Source organism: Sphingobacterium sp. MYb382, assembly GCF_037572665.1.
Classification (GTDB): domain Bacteria; phylum Bacteroidota; class Bacteroidia; order Sphingobacteriales; family Sphingobacteriaceae; genus Sphingobacterium.
In genome coordinates, this window is record NZ_JBBGZT010000024.1 from 368,774 (window position 1) to 385,647 (window position 16,874).

Annotated in this window: 10 protein-coding genes; 6 read left to right on the forward strand and 4 right to left on the reverse strand. The window is 39.5% G+C overall.

The window, feature by feature from the left end:
* Positions 1–75: 75 nt before the first annotated feature.
* The 3 genes from WH223_RS12290 to WH223_RS12300 all read right to left on the reverse strand — a co-directional run bounded on the left by WH223_RS12290 (position 76) and on the right by WH223_RS12300 (position 8,699).
* On the reverse strand, positions 76–3,192 hold the full coding sequence (locus tag WH223_RS12290; protein ID WP_340047990.1) for a SusC/RagA family TonB-linked outer membrane protein: 3,117 nt from the start codon (positions 3,190–3,192) through the stop codon (positions 76–78).
* 711 nt (positions 3,193–3,903) lie between these two features.
* Positions 3,904–5,496, reverse strand: a complete 1,593-nt coding sequence (locus tag WH223_RS12295) for a SusD/RagB family nutrient-binding outer membrane lipoprotein (protein ID WP_340047991.1) — start codon at positions 5,494–5,496, stop codon at positions 3,904–3,906.
* Positions 5,497–5,510: 14 nt separating this feature from the next.
* Positions 5,511–8,699, reverse strand: coding sequence for a SusC/RagA family TonB-linked outer membrane protein (locus tag WH223_RS12300; protein ID WP_340047992.1), 3,189 nt, complete (start codon positions 8,697–8,699; stop codon positions 5,511–5,513).
* 546 nt (positions 8,700–9,245) lie between these two features.
* Here WH223_RS12300 and trmD point away from each other — a divergent pair.
* The 6 genes from trmD to dusB all read left to right on the forward strand — a co-directional run bounded on the left by trmD (position 9,246) and on the right by dusB (position 14,202).
* Positions 9,246–9,923 (forward strand): tRNA (guanosine(37)-N1)-methyltransferase TrmD, encoded by a 678-nt coding sequence (trmD, locus tag WH223_RS12305; RefSeq protein ID WP_340047993.1) that lies wholly within the window; start codon positions 9,246–9,248, stop codon positions 9,921–9,923.
* A gap of 249 nt (positions 9,924–10,172) precedes the next feature.
* The gene (locus WH223_RS12310; protein WP_340047995.1) at positions 10,173–11,576 is read left to right on the forward strand and encodes an anthranilate synthase component I family protein; all 1,404 of its coding nucleotides are present in this window, start codon (positions 10,173–10,175) and stop codon (positions 11,574–11,576) included.
* Positions 11,573–11,761 carry a hypothetical protein gene (locus tag WH223_RS12315; protein ID WP_340047996.1) on the forward strand — a complete coding sequence of 63 codons (189 nt, stop codon included), beginning with the start codon at positions 11,573–11,575 and terminating at the stop codon, positions 11,759–11,761. Before WH223_RS12310 ends, WH223_RS12315 begins: the two co-directional genes overlap by 4 nt.
* Positions 11,751–12,326: an anthranilate synthase component II gene (locus tag WH223_RS12320; protein WP_340047997.1), complete on the forward strand. Its 576-nt coding sequence runs from the start codon at positions 11,751–11,753 to the stop codon at positions 12,324–12,326. Before WH223_RS12315 ends, WH223_RS12320 begins: the two co-directional genes overlap by 11 nt.
* Positions 12,327–12,341: 15 nt before the next feature.
* Positions 12,342–13,124: an indole-3-glycerol phosphate synthase TrpC gene (gene trpC / locus WH223_RS12325; protein ID WP_340047998.1), complete on the forward strand. Its 783-nt coding sequence runs from the start codon at positions 12,342–12,344 to the stop codon at positions 13,122–13,124.
* 79 nt (positions 13,125–13,203) lie between these two features.
* Complete coding sequence (gene dusB, locus WH223_RS12330; RefSeq protein WP_340048000.1) at positions 13,204–14,202, forward strand: tRNA dihydrouridine synthase DusB; 999 nt, start codon at positions 13,204–13,206, stop codon at positions 14,200–14,202.
* Positions 14,203–14,258: 56 nt separating this feature from the next.
* Here the strand turns inward: dusB and WH223_RS12335 are convergent, their stop codons facing one another.
* A complete protein-coding gene (locus WH223_RS12335; RefSeq protein WP_340048001.1) occupies positions 14,259–16,718 on the reverse strand; it encodes a TonB-dependent receptor in 2,460 nt (819 codons plus the stop codon).
* Between the last annotated feature and the right edge of the window lie 156 nt (positions 16,719–16,874).

Genomic DNA, 16,874 nt, shown 5'->3' on the forward strand with positions numbered 1-16,874 from the left:
CAGACAGAAAGACTATCAAAAATGTCACAAAGACGACACTTCTATATATATATTTAATTCTCATAATAATTTTAATTAAAAACCGACATTAATTCCTAGCGTAAAAGTTCGTGGGATCGGATTGTTCCGATTATCAAGTCCCGGCTGGGCATTACCGTTTTGTGTTGGTATCCGAGCCAAATCTGGATCTAAGCCAGAATAACTCGTAATAACAAAAACGTTATCTACCGTAGCAAAAAATCTAAGCTTATCAATATTAATCCTATTCAAAAAAGATGTCCCGGATAGGTTATAGCCCAAACCAATACGCTGAGCACGCAAGAATGACCCATTCTCTAAAAATCTGCTATTAAGATTCCCATCTTGATTAATCATGTTGCCTCGATTGAAATATACTTTTGGTACATCAGTAATTTGACCAGGGCTTGTCCAACGATCGAGAAGCTCTTTTCCTGTATTTGCGAATGACATGTTCATCAATGTCTCTTGCCGAGTGACATTATAAACTTTGTGTCCTGCAGCAAAACTAAAGTTTAAGGCTAAGTCTAAATTTTTATAAACAAAGGTATTACTAAAGCCTCCATACCACTTCGGATCTCCTTGACCTAAAAACCTTTTGTCATCAATAGACAATACAATTCCTTCAGTTTCAGAAATATTTGTCGGATTTTCTGGATTATACTTAGCGAATGCATTTTGACCAGCTAAATTTTGAATTATACTACCATCTTTTTTATAAAACAAAGCATTACCATTAGCTGTATTAACACCTGCAGATTCATAGCCATAAAAAGAACCTAGAGCCTCTCCTTCAGCTACGCGATGATAAACATAGCTAATCGGATTACCTCCATACAATTGTGTTACTTTGTTCTTAACGTAGGTTGCATTAAGATTTATACTCCAAGAAAAATTAGGCTTACTAACCACAAGTCCTGAAATACTGGCTTCAACACCTCTATTGTACATCTTACCAACGTTTTGGTAAATACGATTATTAGGTACACCTAAAGAGGGAGGCGTTGGAACCTCCAAAATCATATTATCAATATTGTTATTAAAATAATCCACTGTTAGATTGACGCGATTTTGCGAAAAAGAGACATCTACACCAACGTTACTTTTATAACTAGTTTCAAATTTCAAGGAAGAGTTTCCTGCTTGCGAAAAGTAAATCGCGTTATCAGGACCATATTGAGTTGCTCCAAAAAGCCCCGCATACGGATAATTGCCAATATCAGTGTTTCCAACCTTAGCATAACCACCGCGAATCTTCAATTGTGAAATAATAGAACTTTTAAAGAATGGTTCTTTAACAACATCCCACCCTAATGAAACACCTGGCAAAAGAGCTCCCTGACTACCAAATGGGAGAGCCGACAATTTATCATAACGTAATGTACCCGATAAAAAATAACGATCAAAAAGAGTATAGTTTAATCTTCCAAAAAATGAATTAAAGGCATTTTCGTTTGCACCACCACCTAACAGTTGATTTGCTAAAGAGCCAGAAATAATATTCTCATTTTCACCAAAATAAATAGATGATAAACCATAACCGTGAGCAAAGAAATATCTAGATTTAGATTTTTGATATTCCGTTCCTACAACTGCAGATAAACGATGGTCATTCCATGTTAAAGCATAATTAACCGTATTCTGCCAATTATATAATAATCGTGGTAGAGAATATTGATAAATCCGACCATTTACACTTTTTCCATCACCATGCAAAGGATTCCAATATAAATAATCTTCACCTTGCTGATAAGTCACTCCTATTTGAGAGCGTAAGCTCAACCCTTTGAGTACTTCAACATTTACAAACCCACTTCCATTAAAAGAAAAAAGATTAGACTTATAAATATTATTATCCAAAACATACCGCTGATTTGTATAATTCCCATAAATTGGTCTCGTATTACCCCCAGAGCCTAAAGATTGACCATCTGGGCTAAAATTGTAACTGCCATCTGCCCATTTAGCAGGTACATTAGGAAAAGCATACAATGCTGCTCCAACATTTCCAGACAAACCACTGCCAGATGAATTAAACCCACGATTAGTTTGATTCGTAACACTCGTGTTGAAGCCTATTGTAAGTTTGTCATCAAATGCTTTTTGCTCAGCCCGTCCACGAAGCGCATATTTCCTTAAACTATTTGCATCAGCAACACCTTGCATATCCATAAAACCACCTGAAAAATAATAGTTCGCTTGTTCTGTAGCGCCGCTATAGGACAACACATGATTATGTTGCAACCCTGTTCTAAAGATTTCCTTTTGCCAATCGGTATTATAAACTTCCCCCGTCAATGGGTCTTTTGTTTCAAAAGCAGATGCTTCAAATCCTGCGTTCGCCAATTTTTCATTTGCTATCTCAATAAATTGATTAGCATCCATTAAATCATACAACTTACTCGCCTTTGCGACTGCAATCCATGCGTCATATGTAATAATTGGTTTACCCAATCGTCCTTTTTTTGTTGTTATTAGAATAACGCCATTTGCTGCTCTAGACCCATAAATAGCCGTTGCTGCCCCATCTTTTAAGACCTCAAGACTTTCGATATCGTTCGGATTGATATCTGCTAATGGATTATTTTCTATTACAGCCCCGTTATCGCTAGACAGAAAAGGAACGCCATCAACAACGAACAAAGGAGCCGAAGAACTAGAAATCGAATTCGTTCCTCGAATACGAATTTTTGCTGCTTGACCTAAAACTCCTGAAGTAGTAGACACCTGCACGCCTGCAGCCTGTCCTTGCAACGCCTTATCAAGTGAGGGAACAGGAATATCCTGTAATGTTTCACCACGAATGGAACTTATTGCCCCTGTTACTTCCCGTTTGCGCTGCGTCCCATAGCCTGTCACCACAACATTCTCTAAACTCTCTTCATTAAGGAGTAAAGAAACATTGACTACAGCTTGATTTCTTAGGATGACTTGCTGACTCACGTAGCCAATAGAAGAAAAAACAAGTGTTGATCCCGTTGTAGCATTTAAGCTATAATCACCTTTAGCATCGGTTTGGGTAGCGATTGATGTTCCGAGCACAGCAACAGTGACACCAGATAGTCCTTTAGCATCCTTTGCGTCGGTAACCTTTCCACGAATCTGTTGTTGTGCTTCAGCAGCACCAAACAACAGAAAACTAAGCAAAAAGGTGTAGAGTAATTTTTGTTTCATAAGTTTTCATAATTTAAGAAGTGATTGAATAACGAAACAAGAGACCTCTGGTTGGCCTGCTATGCTCCTCCTAAATAATAAGACATAGCAATCCCATTCCGAGCAAATCTACTGTTCATCGGTTGGAAGCAAAGGCAATAAAAATCAGCTTAGAAAGGGCATATTCCAGGAATAGCGCTTTCCAATTTTTTATAGACCAAATGCTAAAACATGTAAAAAATTAAGAGGGGAATCACTACATCTGTACAGTGAAAAGCATAAAGGATTTTTGTTTCATTGTTTAAGGGTTTAGTGGTAGTGTATAAACAAGTGTCGGTGGGCAACCGCATCATCTAAATTTATACGTTTGTTTCAATTACTAATTATCAACTCCTTCGGGCGAAGAACAGATAATATACTTAAATATAGCAGTTTAATTCCACAAAATCTTTTTTTTGAATAAAAATCACGTTTTAATTTTCTGTCCACAATTAAATTTTAAAAATAACAGTCGGCTATAACACCATAAAACAACCTTAAAACGGCAGAAAATGACAAATGAGTTCTACAAAAAAAGAAACCATAGCCTAAAAAGCTATAGTTTCTTTGATTAATACCTATACAAAATATTGCTTAATCGATTTCAATGATGCTAAATAGTAAACCAATAGATATCGAAAAAATAGTAAACATGATTAGTAATAAGTACACATACAAAATCTTATAAAACGGCTACTTCTTTGCAAACAGCAGTTTTTTATCAATCTCATCTCCACCTAACTTAGCGACTGCTACACGCCAATTAATTGGGTTCAGCGTTTGCTGTGTCGACGGATAGCGTATTCGCGCAGGAAGATCAGTGGCAACCACGTTGCCTGACTTTAATGGGGTAAATATATACGTACTTCCGTCATGCGGACGGACGCCCGTAGCACCAGGTAGCAACAAAATATCCCCATCAGGATAGCCCGTTCTTCGATACTCATTCCATGCCTCATCAGGTACATACATCAAACTAACATACTTCTGCGTCAATACATTTTTTTCATTCGCCGAAGGCAGAGCTCCTACAAACTTCGCAATAGATACTGAAGGCACTTCCAATCTTTCCATATTGGCCACAACAGCACGCACATAGCTATCCTGCGCCCAACCGTTCAGTTCGCTTAGTATAAATTCAACCTCAGCATATTCCATTAAGACCTCTCCTCTATCAACCTTTAGAAAATCCTTAGAAAAGATATTAATATTCACCGCTTGTTGATAATAAGCCTCTACTTTAGGTAGCCCATAAGGTAATCCTGTATAATCATTCATATCCTCAGAATCCGTATAACCAATCCTAGTATAGTCTTTGAATATTAAACCTTTAGGAGCAGCAACTTTGTATAACCGAGGGTCAAAACCAAAATTACCTTTAGCACCCACTAATAGCTGTATAAAAGACCTATTTACCCAATAATCAGTTCTATTGTCTACATAAAAAAGACTCCAGAAGGGATTTGCATCTGCATTGGTCTTCCCAAAAGCATGTATCGCGTTATCAGCATTAGACGTAAATACGCCACTATTAATAGCATCTTTAATTTCTGCTTTTGCCTCAGGAATCACCTCTTTAACACGGTTAGCAATACGCAGGCGTAGTGAGTTGGCAAACTTCTTCCAACTGGCCGCATCCCCACGATAGATATTATCTGAAGACGTAAAAACTACTTCATCCAAATTTAACTGTGCCACAGCCTCTTTCAGCTCTTTCAGCAGGTCTTTATAAATTACTTCTTCAGAAACATAGGCCGCTGTTATCGTCTTTTCGATATCCAAAGCCTGAAAGTCCGGATTATCAGGCTGTCCATAAGACCAATATGGAACAGCACCAAAATGAGTAACGAGATTATCAAAAACGTAGGCTAACATAATTCGAGACACAGCAATTTGATTCGCTAAATCACCATAAACACTCATCTGTTTGCTTAATACAGGGTCTTCGCATTGTTTAATAATATCTTGATAATTATTTGCTGATCGGTAAAGGTAATTCCAGCCATTATTTCCTTGAGCATCACGATATAAATACTTGTCTTCTTCAATATAATTGTTCTGCGCTGAATATTGCATCCATGGCATCGACATACGCATTTGCCACCAGCCATCACGTGTATTGGATAATAAAAATTTGTTAGCTCCATTGAAAATTGTGTTTGTCGGCACAATCTCCGGCAAATTCGGATTTATATTGATATTCTCTAAATTCTTGGTACACCCATTTAATAACAATATTGAAGCTATTGCTAAACTTATTTTCCTTATTATTTTTATACTTCTCATAACAAATACCTCCATTAAAACTGTAATTTTAAATTAACGCCAAATGTTTTAGACGAAGGAAGACTACCTCCCTCAAACCCCTGAATGTTTCCACTCCCCATTGTCGTCATCTCAGGGTCGAAGTTTTTGTTAGCTAATCCCCAAGTAGCTAAGTTTCGAGCAAAAGCAGATACCGTTACCCCAGAAAGTCGAAATCGACGGATAAAATCACTTGGCAAACTATAGCCTAGCGTCAATTCGCGAAGCTTTACGTAATTAGCATCAAAAACATTTTGTACGGTAGGACCACCATAGTTCTGACCAAAATATTCTTCAGCAGTAACATTTTTTGTATTTTCCTTTGTATCCGTCACCGTGTAAGAACCATCGACATTACGTACAACCGTCCCCGTAACTCCCTGAGATATGGCTCCACGCTCCCTAACTCCATCAGCGGCACTCTCTTCAAGCATACCTGAATAAAGACCAAACATGTTTGTCACAGAGAAAAACTTACCGCCCCTTTGTATATCCACCAATGCGGAGAAGCTCAGAGACTTGTAATTAAAAGTATTTCGCCAGCCGGCATTATAGTTTGGTAAAATAGAGCCCAAGTTTTGCACATCAGACGATAGATAGAGACCATCTGCTCCAACAACCTTATTTCCTTCATTATCATAAATGAAATTTGAACCATAGATCTGTCCATAAGGTTCATCAACACGTGCAATTAAAGAAGCTTTGAAAGGAGCATTCGCAATCGTTAGGGTTTGCAAATCACCGTAAAGAGCAACTATTTTATTTCTATTCTTAGAAAAATTAATACGTGAGGTCCATTCAAAATCGGCTATTCGAATAGGAACAAAAGTTAACATGACTTCAATTCCTTTATTCACCGCCTCCCCTGTATTCATCAACTTGGAAGTATAACCCGTTTCTGCACCTGTAGTAACCCCCATAATTAAATCCGTTGTTTTCTCGTTGTAGTAGGTAAAATCTATACCTACCCTATTCTTGAGAAACTGCATTTCTAAGCCAAACTCATAGGTAGATTTTGACTCCGGCTTCAGGTATGCATTTAACTTGGCTAAATTTTTCATAAAGTAAGGATCGTCAAGAAAGGATGTATTGTCAAACACCTGATTTGTATACACATCGCGCAAATTATAAGGATCCGTATCATTTCCTACCTTTGAAATTCCAGCACGAAGCTTACCATAATCTAACCAGGTGGTGTTAATCAATTTTGAAAAAACAAATGAACCTGTAACAGAAGGATAGAAATAAGAATTATTAGCGACAGGCAGTGTAGACGACCAATCATTACGAGCAGAGAAATCAACATAAACAAGCTCATTGTACCCCAACGAAATACCCCCGAAGACAGAATTAACACGCTTCCGCATCGTTGTCGCTTCTATCGAAGCCTGCTCTCTGCTATTCCCCAGACTATACAATCCTGGAGCAATCAACCCTCCAGCAGTAGCTCCATTGGACCCATAACGATCAGAGTTACGTCTGTTCATACCAACAAAACTGATTAAAGAATACTTACTCCATGTTTTATCATAATGTAGTCGTCCTTCATAATTCATTTCCCTCACTTGGCGAATACTCTCCTGATATGAAGAAGTTCCCTGCGAGCCTACGGCCACTCGAGAATCAATTCGTAAGTCGTAATTATCTCCATAGATATTAGCCACAGCATATAATCCCGGGAGGAAGTCATACTTCAACTCGACATTACCAAACGTACGGTTTCGCACATCTCTACTTATATTTTCGTAGATTGTCCAATAAAAGTTGTCTGAATATTTTGGTGTAGCATCGTCCCATGAGGACCTGTTCCATGTTTTTTGCTCTCCCGATGCTGTCTTGTAATTCTTAAGACGGTTAAAATCTAGCTGACGCTGACTCCATTGAAACATTTTTTGCGGAATAGAATTATCTCCATACCCTTGCTCTGGTCTATTAAACCCTCTTGTATTCACATAGTTTAGCACTCCTCGTACCGTAAGCCTATCCGAAAATTTATTTTCGATATTTAAGCTTAATGAACTCCGTTTTAAGTTAGAATTGGGTACAATACCTGTCTGACTTAAGTTAGAAGCAGAAAGCCGGGCTGAAGTATTTTCATAAGACTTCGCTAAAGAAACCGAATTGGTCCATCCTACTCCTGTATTAAAAAAGGATTTGTAATCATTTTTTGGGTATTCCCATGTTTGTGTCTTCAAATAGTTTGCCGCATCATCAGGATCAAAAGCATCCCAACTTAACACCTGCTGTCCATCAAACTTTGGCCCCCAAGATTCATCGGCAGAATAGTCGACCACGCTATATTCCACACCTTTTATATTTTCCTTTGCAAACTTCGGTTCAAAGCCACCACCATAAAGCTTCTGTAACCTCGGAACAACACCCAGCTTATCAAACGAAAAGCCGCTATTAATAATAATTTCGTCGCGTCCTTTTTTAGCGCCTTTTGTTGTAATCAACAAAACCCCATTAGCGGCCCTTGATCCATATAGAGCAGATGCGGGGCCTCCTTTTAACACATTAATTGATTCGATATCATCTGGATTAACATCAAAAGAAGCGTCACCATAATCTCGGCCACCACCGCCACGCTGTCCACCTACAGAATTAAAATTGGAGTTATCCAAAGGAATTCCATCGATAACAATTAAAGGTCTATTTTCACCGGTTAAAGAACCAATACCACGCAAAACAATACGTGTAGAACCTCCCAAAGAGGAAGATGGTGAACCAATAACAGCTCCAGCGACATTTCCAGACAAAGATTGTAATGCATTTCCGCCACGCGCAGCAGCCAACACGTCTCCCTTCACTTCTTGAGCAGCATAGCCTAGTGAACTTTTAGCACGACTAATGCCTAACGCCGTAACCACCACGCTTTCTAGGCTTTCTTCATTGCGCAGTAACGACACATTTACTATAGCTTGGCTTCTTAAGATTATGTGCTGACTTACATAGCCGATGTAAGAGAAAACAAGTGTCGATCCTGTGGTAACATTTAAATTATAATCGCCTGTAGCATCGCTCTGGGTAGCGATTGATGTTCCAAGCACAGCTATTGTAACACCCGATATCCCTTTGGCGTCCTGTGCATCGGTTACCTTTCCACGAATCTGTTGTTGTTGCGCTTCAGCGACACCAAACAACAGAAAACCGAGCAAAAAGGTATAGAGTAATTTTTGTTTCATAAGTTTTCATGATATTAAGTAGTGATTGAATAATGAAACAAGAGATCTGTGGTTAGCCTGCTACATTCCGCTTAAATGATAAGACATAGCAATCCCATCCCGATCAAATCTACTGTTCATCAGGTAGGTAGCAATGGCTATAAAAACCTAGTTAAAAAGGCATAGTGATAGTATAGCGCTTCTTAAAACAGTTAAATTCCGAAAGCTACAATAAGTAAAAAATTAAGAAGGGGTCACTGTATCCATACAGCGAAGCGCATAAAGAGTTTGTCTTTCATTGTTTAGTGGCTTAGTATTAGTTGTTTTTAAATATAAGCTAGCGTGGGTGGGCAACCGCATCTTCTCAGCCTATGTCTTTGTTTCAATTACTTATTATCAACTCCTTCGGGCGAAAAACAGATAATATCCTTAAATATAGCTATTTAGAATCACGAACCAAAATAAATAGCTGATATTTAAACAAATAAAAAAACACGTAAGAATACTAGTACAGCGAGCTGGCAACACAAAAGAATGAAGCAATCATAATTTATTTATCTTTGTACCATGCGTTTTGATATTATTACCGTATTGCCAGATTTATTGCAAAGTCCCTTTGCTCATTCAATCTTGCAACGCGCACAGAAAAAAGACTTGGTAGAAATCCATGTACACAACCTACGTGAATATACCACCAACAAGCAACGATCGGTTGATGACTACCCCTACGGTGGTGGTTCTGGCATGGTGATGCAGATAGAGCCTTTTGCGGCTTGCATAGAGAAACTGCAAGGCGAAAGAAGCTATGATGAAATCATTTACATGACGCCAGATGGTCCTACGCTAAACCAAGAGATGGCAAACAGCCTTTCCTCTACAGAGAACATCATGATTTTATGTGGTCATTACAAAGGAATAGACCAGCGCATACGAGACGTGTTTGTTACAAAGGAAGTTTCCATCGGTGATTATGTCTTGTCTGGCGGAGAGCTTCCAGCAGCCATTTTAGTTGACGCTATTGCACGACTCATTCCGGGCGTATTATCGGATGAAACATCGGCTTTATCCGATTCTTTCCAAGATGGTCTTTTAGACGCTCCAATATACACTAGGCCCGCAGAATGGCGTGGTCATAAGGTTCCTGACGTCTTATTAAGTGGTCATGAAGCTAAAATTTCGGCATGGCGCGATGAGCAGCAATTAAATCGTACGCGCGAACGTCGCCCAGATTTATTGAATGACTAACAATTCACATTTTTTTTTGTTTTTTTTACAAAAAAACTTTGTAAAGCAAAAAAATATAATAAATTTGCGGTATACAAAATGACAACAAGAAATTTACATACTAATTGGTGGTGGCCGGAAGCTAATAGCGTCGGGAGCACTTTTGGTATGTTATAAAAATATTCATAATCAACCAAAACCATTGTGAAAAAACAGGCCCGACATGTAATTGTCGGGCCTTTCTTTTTTGGTATACTATTCAGCAGCATCATGATATATAACGTTAAAACAACTTACAAAAAAATACTAGCAGACACCACCACACCGGTGAGTATCTACCTTCGCCTACGTGATTCTTTTCCCAACAGTCTGCTTCTTGAGAGCTCTGAGTATCATAGTAGAGAAAACAATATTAGCTATATATGTTGCCAGTCTATCGCCCACATTATTTTGGACGATGAGCAGCTTACCCTAAAATATCCTAACAAGGATGCGCAGGTAAAGTCAGCAAATGGACTTGACCTACGTGCGGAGGTATCCGCTTTCAGGCAGCAATTTGTCCAAGAAGAAACCGTAAAAATGCCGGTTTTATCATCTGGTTTGTTTGGCTATTTCACCTTCGATGCTATTGAACATTTTGAAGATATAAAACTCGTTACACCGAAGGATGAGCAACGACAAATTCCAACATTACAGTATCATGTATATCGTTATGTCATTGCAATCGATCATTTTCGCAATGAACTGTACATTTTCGAGAATCTTCTCGATGGTGAAGAGTCGGACTTAGAGCGTATGCAATACCTTATTCAGAATAAAAATTTCCCTGAATATACCTTCCAACGTAAAGGTGCTGAAACATCCAATATGAAGGATGAAGAGTTTATCGCCCTCGTCAACCGTATGAAAGAACATATTCAGCGTGGTGATGTTTTCCAGATTGTTCCTTCAAGAGCCTTCGCTACCCCATTTGCGGGCGATGAATTTAATGTATACCGTGCGCTACGTTCCGTAAATCCTTCACCTTATTTATTCTACTTCGATTATGGAAGCTTTAAGCTATTTGGCTCCTCTCCAGAGGCACAGCTAACTATAAAATCAAGAGAAGCCACCATTTATCCAATTGCGGGTACCTTCAAACGTACAGGTGATATGGAGGAAGATGAAAAGATTGCCGAAGCATTGAAAAATGACCCAAAGGAATCCGCAGAACATGTGATGCTTGTTGATTTAGCACGTAATGATCTGAGCAGACATTGCACGGAAGTACAGGTAAAATCATACAAAGAAGCGCAATACTACTCGCATATCATTCACTTGGTGTCTAAGGTATCGGGCCGTTTACATGAGCATGCTAGTCCATTTGATGTTGTTGGTGACACCTTTCCAGCAGGAACACTTTCTGGCGCACCGAAGCATAAAGCCATCACCCTAATCGACCGCTACGAAGGTTTACAACGTTCCTTTTATGCTGGAGCTTTAGGCTATATGGGTTTCAACGGTGATTTTAACCATGCGATTATGATACGCTCTTTCCTCAGCAAACAGAATGTATTGCATTACCAAGCTGGTGCAGGTATCGTTTTGGATTCAGAACCAGAAAAAGAATTACAAGAAGTAAATAATAAAATTGCGGCCTTACGCCGTGCCCTAGAAATTGCAGAAACAATATGATTCGTCCACTAGACTATTGCCAAACTAGCGATCAGCTGGTTAGCTCCTTAGACACGATTAATATGCGCATCCAAGAATTGACTTCTTTACGTGCCGACTATTTAAACAAGCTATTGGATGTTACATCCGACGAACAAGCTAAACAGGTTTCAAACAACATTTTAGACAACAACAATGAGCAGTAAAAAAATATTGGTGATTGACAATTACGACTCCTTCACCTACAATTTGGTCCATCTTCTCCAAGAACTACAACAAGAATACGTTGTTGTCCGCAATGATAAATTTCAGCTTGAAGAGGTAGCGCAGTACGACAATATCTTGCTATCGCCAGGCCCTGGTATTCCAGAAGAAGCGGGGCTTTTAATGGATGTTATTCGCACCTATGCGCCCACAAAGCGTATCTTAGGCATCTGTCTAGGGCAACAAGCTATCGCGGAGGTTTTTGGTGGAAAGCTGTTCAATATGCCTAAGCCACTACATGGTATAGCTACAGATATTATTATAACGGATCCAGAGGAACTTCTATTCAAAGACTTTCCTACAGATTCTAAAATTGGCCGCTACCACTCTTGGGCGGTAGAAAAGGATTCTTTGCCCTCCTGCCTAAAAATTACAGCAGAAGATCCACAAGGCACCATCATGGCCTTATCACATACGGAATATGACGTTCGTGGCATGCAATTCCACCCGGAGTCAATTTTAACAACAAATGGAAAACAACTTATCGCTAACTGGATAGGTAAATAGCTTAAGAAATATATCATGACGATACTGGATAAAATTATAGAAAGAAAAAAGGTCGAGGTAGAACTGGCGAAGGAAAAGGTTTCTTTGGCAGCCTTACAAACCTATCCGCTGTTCTCTAGAGACTGCTATTCGTTACGTGACTCTATCTTAGATCCGCAACGCACAGGCATTATTGCGGAATTTAAACGCGCCTCTCCTTCTAAAGGATTAATAAATGGCGACGTTTCTGTTTCTGAAGTGGTAAAAGGATATCAAGCAGCTGGAGCATCAGCTATATCGGTATTAACGGATGCGGACTTTTTTCAAGGTACATTAGCCGATTTAACGGAGGCACGCCAAGCACTACAGATTCCTTTGCTACGCAAGGAATTTATTATTGACCGCTACCAAATAGCGGAGGCTAAAGCTTATGGTGCTGATATCATCTTGCTTATTGCGGCCTGCTTAAGCAGCAAAGAGATTGAAACGTTATCTATTTATGCAAAATCTTTAGGCCTTAGCGTCTTACTAGAAGTGCATAACGAAGAAGAACTTAACCGCAGTATTTTTGACAGTATTGATGCTATCGGTGTCAACAACCGCAACTTAAAAGACTTCTCCGTAAGCTTAGATCATTCTTACGATTTGGCAACTAAAATTCCGGATCGCTTTATCAAAGTATCAGAGAGTGGTATTTCAGACTCGGAGACAATAAAAGCTTTAAAAAAGGTTGGTTACAAAGGCTTCCTTATTGGTGAAAATTTCATGCGTACAGAATCGCCACAAGAAGCCATAAAAGCATTCGTAGCGGCTTTGTAAAGCTTAGAAACGAGAGGTATTAAGGAGCACTGACGTTACATATTTTTAATTTGTAGCTTTTAATTTCTAATTTTGCACCATGTCTGTAAAAATTGGTGAAAATATTGATCTAGGGAAATTCCCGCTTTTGCTAGCGCCGATGGAAGATGTGAGCGATCCTCCCTTCCGTTATGTGTGCAAACAAAATGGCGTGGATATGATGTATACGGAGTTTATCTCCTCAGAAGGCTTGATTCGTGATGCCGCCAAGTCTAGACAAAAGCTGGATATATTCGAGTACGAACGTCCGATTGGTATTCAGATTTTTGGGTCTGACATTGAAAGTATGCGCAAGTCGGCCGAGATTTGCACACTCGCCCAACCTGATCTTATCGACATCAATTATGGCTGTCCGGTGAAAAATGTTGCCTGTCGCGGAGCCGGTGCATCATTATTACAAGATATTGACAAAATGGTCGCTATGACCAAAGCGGTGGTCGAAGCAACGCATCTTCCTGTGACGGTGAAAACACGTTTAGGATGGGATGACAACACCAAGAATGTATACGAAGTAGCCGAGCGCCTTCAGGATATCGGTATTAAAGCACTAGCTATCCACGGTAGAACACGTGCTCAAATGTATAAAGGACAAGCCGACTGGACCATGATTCGCGATGTGAAGCAAAATCCACGTGTTAAGATCCCAATCTTTGGTAACGGTGATGTAGACTCTGTAGAGAAAGCTGCTGCTTGGCGTCAAGAATATGAAGTGGATGGCATTATGATTGGACGTGCTTCTATTGGTTATCCATGGATTTTCCGCGAGATTAAGCATTTCTTCGAAACAGGCGAACACCTAGAGGGACCAACTATTGCCGAACGTGTGGAAGTATGTAAAACACACCTCACCAAATCGATAGAGTGGAAAGGCGATAAAACAGGTGTATTTGAGATGCGTAGACATTACTCAAACTATTTCAAAGGTATTCCAAACTTTAAAGAATACAGAACAAAGCTTGTCGGTTTACAAAACCACCTTGATATTCTCGAAGTATTAGAGGAAATAAAACATTCTTATGTAGATACGGCTGTCGTTTAGAAACGGGAGAAATAAAACAAAAAAGGCTAAGTTGATTATCAACTTAGCCTTTTTTGTTAGAATTTGATATTCAAGCCCAACATATAGTTGGTTGTCGCCTGCGGCGTATAGAAATTGTAATACACCCGATCGCCTGTAGGCGTTAAATTACCGAAGGTGTAACCACCAGCTTCATATTTTTTATTGAAAATATTATTAACACTTGCTATAAGGTCGACATTCTTCAAGCCTAAAGCAGAAAAACTATAGCGTGTTGACCAGTCTGTTACGGTAAATGGATTTATGCTTCTTTCTTTGCTCGACGTATTATCTAGATACATGCGTGACACATATTTACTGCGCAAGCTAAAGCTTAAATTCTGTAGCGGACTGTACACAAATTCATTGGATAGAATTGTAGCTGGAGAAAGTGCAATATCTGTTTTTTTGTACACAATTTCATCCGTTCTTAAGGTATTCCAGTCTCCATCAATAACAGCTACATACTCGTGGAAATTCTTGATTTTATTTTGACTGAACGCTGCTGTTGCACGCCAAGTGAACTGAGTAGAAATCTGCCATGCAGCATCTAGCTCCACACCTACACGGTAGCTATCGGGAACATTTATGCGAAGTGCACTTCCCACATCATTAAGTGTTCCTGTAGGAATTAACTGGTCTTTATACAACATCGCGTATACATTGGCGCCAATATTGAAATGTTCATTTCTAAAGCGGTAACCGGCCTCAATATCTTGCATCTTCTCTGGAGTAGGGAAAGATTTCATTGGGTTTTCGACATAGTCTTTACGCACGGGCTCTTTGCTCGCATAGGCATAAGATAGGTAGGCATTGCTACGCTCGTTAATTAAGTAGGTAATACCAGCCTTTGGATTAAGAAAATTCAAATCATCTTTGAGGTCAATATTCTTGATCTTGTCATCATTCCCTTTGATTTTGTAATGCACATTACGGTATTGCAAATCCAAGTTGAATAACCATTTATCTAAGCTGTAATCCACTTTACCGTAGATATTAAAATCTGTTTTCTTAGCATCATTGAAGTAGTAACGGTCGCCCAATTCGGAAGTCGATGCATAACGAGCCCAAATAACTTCGCCATAATGATCCCCTAAATACTGATTGTAAGCACCACCAATGGTCATCTTCAATCGATTCGACGGTGTGTAGTTAAAAGCGTACGTAGCTCCATAGAAATGGTTATCCAACCAACGTCTACGCACCAAATCCGTTTTGTTAATCACAGAATCTTTAATGACAACCGGCTTCATACCGTACTTAGCGAACTTATCGTTTGGACGGAACTCCTCATAGTAACCTTCACCACGTGTATAATGTAAAGCTACGCTGAAATTAAACTGTTCATTTACATAATTGTTGTAATGTAATCGAGCATGTGTTTGGGTATAATTGTCTGTCTGATTGTCGTAGGTATAATAATTGTACTTACGGTCTGCTGACAGCAAGCGGTCTGTCTCGGCACCTTTGGGTACTTCCATCGCTCCAGCATAATCTTTTAATAGCCCACGATCACCTTTAATTAAAGGCTCTGGTGTACCGTACCAAGCTTGATAGGTTTTCTCCTTTCCTGAGAAGATGGTTGCTTTCAACGTTTGCTTCTTCCCGTAGATTCCACCATCTAAGTAAAACGATTTTAAATCGGAACTTGCGCGTTCCACATAACCATCGGACGCAATGCGCGACAACCTAGCATTAAAAGCATAGCGGTTTTGAATCAAGCCTGTACCCACTTTTACGGTATTCTTCCATGAATTGTACGACCCGTAGCTATTGTTAAGCTCCGCATAAGGCTTACTTTGCAATCCATCTGTTTGGATGTTTAATGAAGCACCAAATGCACCTGCCCCGTTGGTCGACGTACCGATACCGCGCTGAATCTGAATATTATCCAGACTTGAAGCAAAATCGGGAAGGTTCACAAAGAAAGAACCCATACTTTCCGCATCATTCAGCGGAATACCATCTAGGGTTACATTAATACGCGCGTTATCTGAACCACGAATCCGCATACTGGTATATCCAATTCCGTTACCAGCGTCAGAGCTAACAACCACGGAAGGGGTTTGGTCCAACAAATAAGGAATATCACGGCCTAAATTAGCTTTTTCAATAGTTTGTTTATCAATGTTGGTAAATGTAGTTGCTGCGTTACTTTTGGCACGTGTGGCCGTCACTAACACTTCTTCAGCACGAATACTTAATGGCTGTAGCTGCAGACGTATAACTTGATCTTTGTCAATACGTAAGCTTGTATCCTGAATGGAATAACCTACATAGGAAACTTGAACTTGATATCGGCCTGCGGCCAAATTGTCAAACTGCACACGACCATCTTTGTCGGACTGCTGCTGCAAACGTACAGCCCTGCTTACCGAAACGGAGGCATGAGTTAGTTTTTCTTGTTTTTCATTGACTACCTCTACAGACAGCCGATGTTGCGCATATGTCCAGGACGAAACCGTCATAAACAACATACTGATAAATACTTTTGTCATCGTTAATGTATTTGATTCTTATTGCGTTAAACATACTATTGCAAGGGGTACGCAATAGCTCACCAATTTAACTTAACCTCTTCCCTACGCCAGCATTATCTGGATCAGGTGCGTCTACATTGTGCAAGCACAACGAGACCGGGTATATTCTCAGCC